This window comes from Streptomyces sp. DvalAA-14, from assembly GCF_900091855.1.
Lineage (GTDB): Bacteria > Actinomycetota > Actinomycetes > Streptomycetales > Streptomycetaceae > Actinacidiphila.
This window is the reverse complement of record NZ_FMCH01000604.1, coordinates 1-3,961: the sequence shown is the minus strand read 5'-3', so window position 1 is coordinate 3,961 and position 3,961 is coordinate 1. Positions and strand designations below refer to the sequence as shown.

The following is a 3,961-nucleotide window of genomic DNA, read 5'->3' as shown; positions in this document are numbered from 1 at the left end:
CGTAGGCACGGCCCGGGGTGGCGGGGAGGACGTCACCGGCGTCGGGCGCGTCGATGACGGCGCGGCTCTCGCCGGTGTCGGTGGTGCGCAGCGCGATCCGCAGGTTGGTGTTGGCGCGGATGTCCGGCGTGACCGCGCCGCCGGGGCACCGGGTGGCCAGCACCAGGTGGATGCCCAGGGACCGGCCGCGCTGGGCGAAGGTGACCAGGCCGGGGACGAAGCCGGGCAGTTCGCGGACCATCGAGGCGAACTCGTCGACGACCAGCAGCAGTCGGGGCAGCGGCGGCATTACATTGCCGCCGCGCTGCCGCTTGTCCAGGTAGTCCACCACGTCCTTGGCGCCGACCTCGGCCAACTGGGTTTCCCGGCGCCGCAGTTCGGCGCCCAGTGAGACCAGCGCGCGCTCCGCGAGATGGGTGTCGAGGTCGGTGACCAGGCCGACGGTGTGCGGCAGGTCGGCGCACTCGGCGAAGGCGCTGCCGCCCTTGTGGTCGACGAGCAGGAAGGCCATCTCGTCGGGGCGGTTCACCACCGCCAAGGCGGCGATCAGCGTCCGCAGCAGCTCGGACCTGCCCGAGCCGGTGGCGCCCGCGATCAGCGCGTGCGGGCCGTCGCGGACCAGGTCCACCGCGAAGTCGCCGTCGTGACCGGTGCCCAGGATCGCCCGGGTGCTGCGACCGCCGAGCGCCCAGCCGGCCATCACCGCCTGCGCGCCGGGCGGCTCCAGACCCAGCAGGTCCAGCAGCCGCACCGAGCCGGGCAGCGCGCTCCCGTCGCCGTCCCCGACCCCGCGCAGCGGCGCCAGCGACCGGGCCAGCGCCTCGTACCAGCCGGACCCGGGGGAGTCCGTGCGGACGTCCGGCAGCGCCGTGCCGGAGCCGGTCCGCACCCGGCAGGTGCCGGCCGTGCCGGTCCCGGTGACGACGACGGCGCCGCACTCCTCGGGCAGCAGCCACTCCTCGCGGTCGACGCAGACGGTGTGGACCCCGACCGACGGACCGTCGCGCAGCAGGGCGATCACCCCGGGCAGCGACCGCGCCGCGCCGGCCTGCGCCAGCACCACCAGGACGTCCGGGCAGCCGCTCACGCCGCCCCTGACCGGCTCCGGTCCGGCGGCGATCCGGGTCCGCACCAACTGGCCGAGCTCGCCGATCCGCCGGGCCAGCGATTCGGTGGTGCTGCCCACCAGCGAATACGCGTCCTCGCCCTGCGCCCGGGCGTGCGGCAGCCAGCGGGTCCAGGACCAGTCCTGCTCCCCGTCGGGCCCGGCCAGCACGACGATCCGCAGATCGGCGGGGCCGTGCAGGGACGCGGCCTGGGCCGCCATCCAGCCGGCCAGCCGCGCCGCGCCCGGACCGGCGATCCCCGCGACCCCGGCCTCGCGCAGCGCCACCGCCACCGGGACCTGGTTCAGCCGCGGCACGGTGGTGCGCCGGTGCTCGTCCTGCTCGGGATCCGCCACGCTCACCGACGACGGAAGGTCGGCCGTCCCGACCCGCAGCGACAAGAAGTCCGGGTCCTGCCAGCGGCGTTCCCACAGCCGCTCGGACGGCTGGGCGGCCATCCGGAGCAGGGAGGCGGGATCGGGCAGGCGGAGCCGCAGACGGCGCTGCTCGTCCAGGATCGCGGCGTCGATGTCGGCGCGCACCCGGGCGAGCGCCGTGTCGTACTGCTTCTTCTGCTCCCGATACGTCAGCCTCGCCCGCTTGCGGCCGCCGAACCGGGTGACCAGCGCGGCGATCGGTGACAGCAGGGCGACGAAGACGAAGGTCCAGGTCGTGGTGACGACGATGGCGATCGCCGCGCCGCCGGCCGGCAGCAGCAGGACGGGCAGCAGCGGGATCGGCCGCTTGTCGGGCCGGACCGGAGGGGCTGGCAGCCGGAAGCGGACGCCGGCCGGCGGCGGCAGGAACCGCGGCGGCCGGTTGAATACCAGGCCGAGCCCGTCCCGGGCGGCGGTGAGCGGCGCCCGGGCGGACAGCCGGGACGTCAGCTCCAGCAGGATGTCGCCGACGGCGAGCAGGCTGCCCTCGCGCCAGGGGCCGCCGTCCGGGGCCGGCTTGCCGTCGACCAGCGCCCCGGCGGCGCCGAGCAGTTCGGCCGAGCCGTCGACCAGCACCCGGACCCTGGCCGCGACCGGCGGCGTGCCCGGCGCCAGCCGGATACGGCAGGCCGCCGCGCTGCCGATGTCGTAGTCACCGGGCACCAGGCGGTGGACGGTCCCGGCACCCGTCCCCGACACCACCCGGACCTCGGTACGGCCCTCGGGCTCGGGCCCGGTCGGTACCGGGGCGCCGAGCCCGAGATCCATGCCGTCCCGTATCCCCGCCGCCCGGAGAGTCGCCCGCGGGTCCACGGCGTCGGCGCCGATGAACAGGGCCGGCTCCGGCGCCCGGTCCGGGCCGGTCCCCGCGTGGCCGACAGCGCGGGCCAGCTCCGCCGCGAGCCGGCCCGCGCGGGCCGAGGGTTCGGTGTCGACGACGACCGCGGTGGACACCCCCTCGACCTGCGGGTCACGAACGCTGACGTTCAATCGCACGGGGATCGTCTCTCTCCTGCCGGGGGGACGGGTGGGGGCTTCCGGGCGGGGCGGCCGGGCGGGGCGGCCGGATCGGGCTTCCGGGTGGGGGCGCGGGGTCAGCCGGGACGGGCGCCGAGCTGGTCGTCGGTCCGGGACAACGCGTCACCGACCGGCTTGACGTACGGGCAGATGCCCCGCAGCCTCTGGTGAACCCGGTCGAAGCCCTCGGCGAACTCGTCGGGGAACGGCGAGGACCTCCGCCGGGCGGCCGGGGTGCGGCAGCCGTTGGCCAGCAGGCAGGAGACTTGCCCGTGACCGCCGAGAGCCTGTCCTGAAGCTGCGCCACGTCGTTGACCAGGGCCTGCCACGTGACGGCGGTCCCGTCGGAGTTGACCTCGTCCCGCCGTCCACCCGCGGTCCGGTGGAGGCCTGTTGGACACCGGGGGGCTCAACCGCCGCCGCCGATCCGCCCCTTGCGGGGGATGCCCGGCAGCACGCCCCGGCTGCCCAGGGCGGCACGCAGCCGGGCGCCGGGGACCTCGATGGACACCTCGCTCTCCGGGTTGATCCACAAGGTGGTCTCGTCCGGCAGCAGCCCGAGCAGTTCCGACGCGCCCACCGGCAGCAGCCGCGCTGAGGCCGGCGGCGCCTGCCGGGGATCGGTCAGCACCGTGACATAGGGGCCGTCCTCGTCCTGGTACGCCGTCGGCTCGCCTGCGTCGTTCGCCGGCAGGTACACCGTGGTGCCGGCCAGTGCGTCCAGCACCGCCGCCTCGGAGCCGTGCCCGGCGGCCGCACGCCGCATCGCGGCGTCCACCGGATCGGTCGGCACCCCCGCCTCCAGGCCGGGACCGGCCGGGTCCCCGCCCCGGGCTCCCGTCCCGCCTTCGCCCGGGCCCGCTGCCGGATCGGTGAACAGCAGGCTCAGCTGCGAAGGGCGGTATCCCGGATTGGCCACGAACTCCCCGGGCTCGCCGTCCGGATCGACCGGCCAGGCGCCGATCACCGCGTGCGGCGGCACCGCGGCGTCCGGGTCGTAGCCGGGGTCGATCGAGTACAGCCAGCTCTCCGCCGACGGCCGCGCCCGGACCGGCGTGTCGCGGTCGGCCCGGGCTTCGGATCGGCCGGTGTGCTGCTCGGCCGGGTGCGCTTCTTCGCTCATGTCGTTCTTCCGTCAGGGTGCGTGCCGCTACGCGGCGGCGGCGCGGGCAGGGGCCCGCCGGATGGCGGACATGGCAGCGGCGGTGGCGCGCCGCCCGGCGCCGGGCGCGACAGCGGCAGTGGCCGGACGCGCGGCAACCGCGGCGCCACAGGGGCGTGATGGACCGCTGGTTCGTGGGAGGGCAGCCGCTGCCCGGCGGGGGAGTGGGCGGCGGGCCCGGCGGCAGCGGCAGGTGCGCCGGGTCGAAGCCGGGCCGGGGCACGGAGTTGGGGTGGCGC

The 3,961-nt window shown here is 76.6% G+C and carries 3 protein-coding genes; all 3 read right to left on the bottom strand.

Annotation, left to right across the window (positions count from 1 at the left end):
• A partial coding sequence (locus GA0115240_RS32400; RefSeq protein ID WP_256070141.1) for an FtsK/SpoIIIE domain-containing protein occupies positions 1-2,539 on the bottom strand: 2,539 nt, incomplete at its 3' end.
• Positions 2,540-2,637: 98 nt separating this feature from the next.
• Positions 2,638-2,889, bottom strand: coding sequence for a hypothetical protein (locus GA0115240_RS32395; protein WP_237555394.1), 252 nt, complete (start codon positions 2,887-2,889; stop codon positions 2,638-2,640).
• Between the two features lie 80 nt (positions 2,890-2,969).
• Positions 2,970-3,683, bottom strand: coding sequence for an SseB family protein (locus GA0115240_RS32390; RefSeq protein ID WP_093742336.1), 714 nt, complete (start codon positions 3,681-3,683; stop codon positions 2,970-2,972).
• Positions 3,684-3,961: the final 278 nt, after the last annotated feature.

What these genes read in the sequence shown, in the direction of transcription:
- GA0115240_RS32390 (WP_093742336.1), bottom strand. Translation starts at nt 3,683, where the DNA reads ATGAGCGAAGAAGCGCACCCGGCCGAGCAGCACACCGGCCGATCCGAA.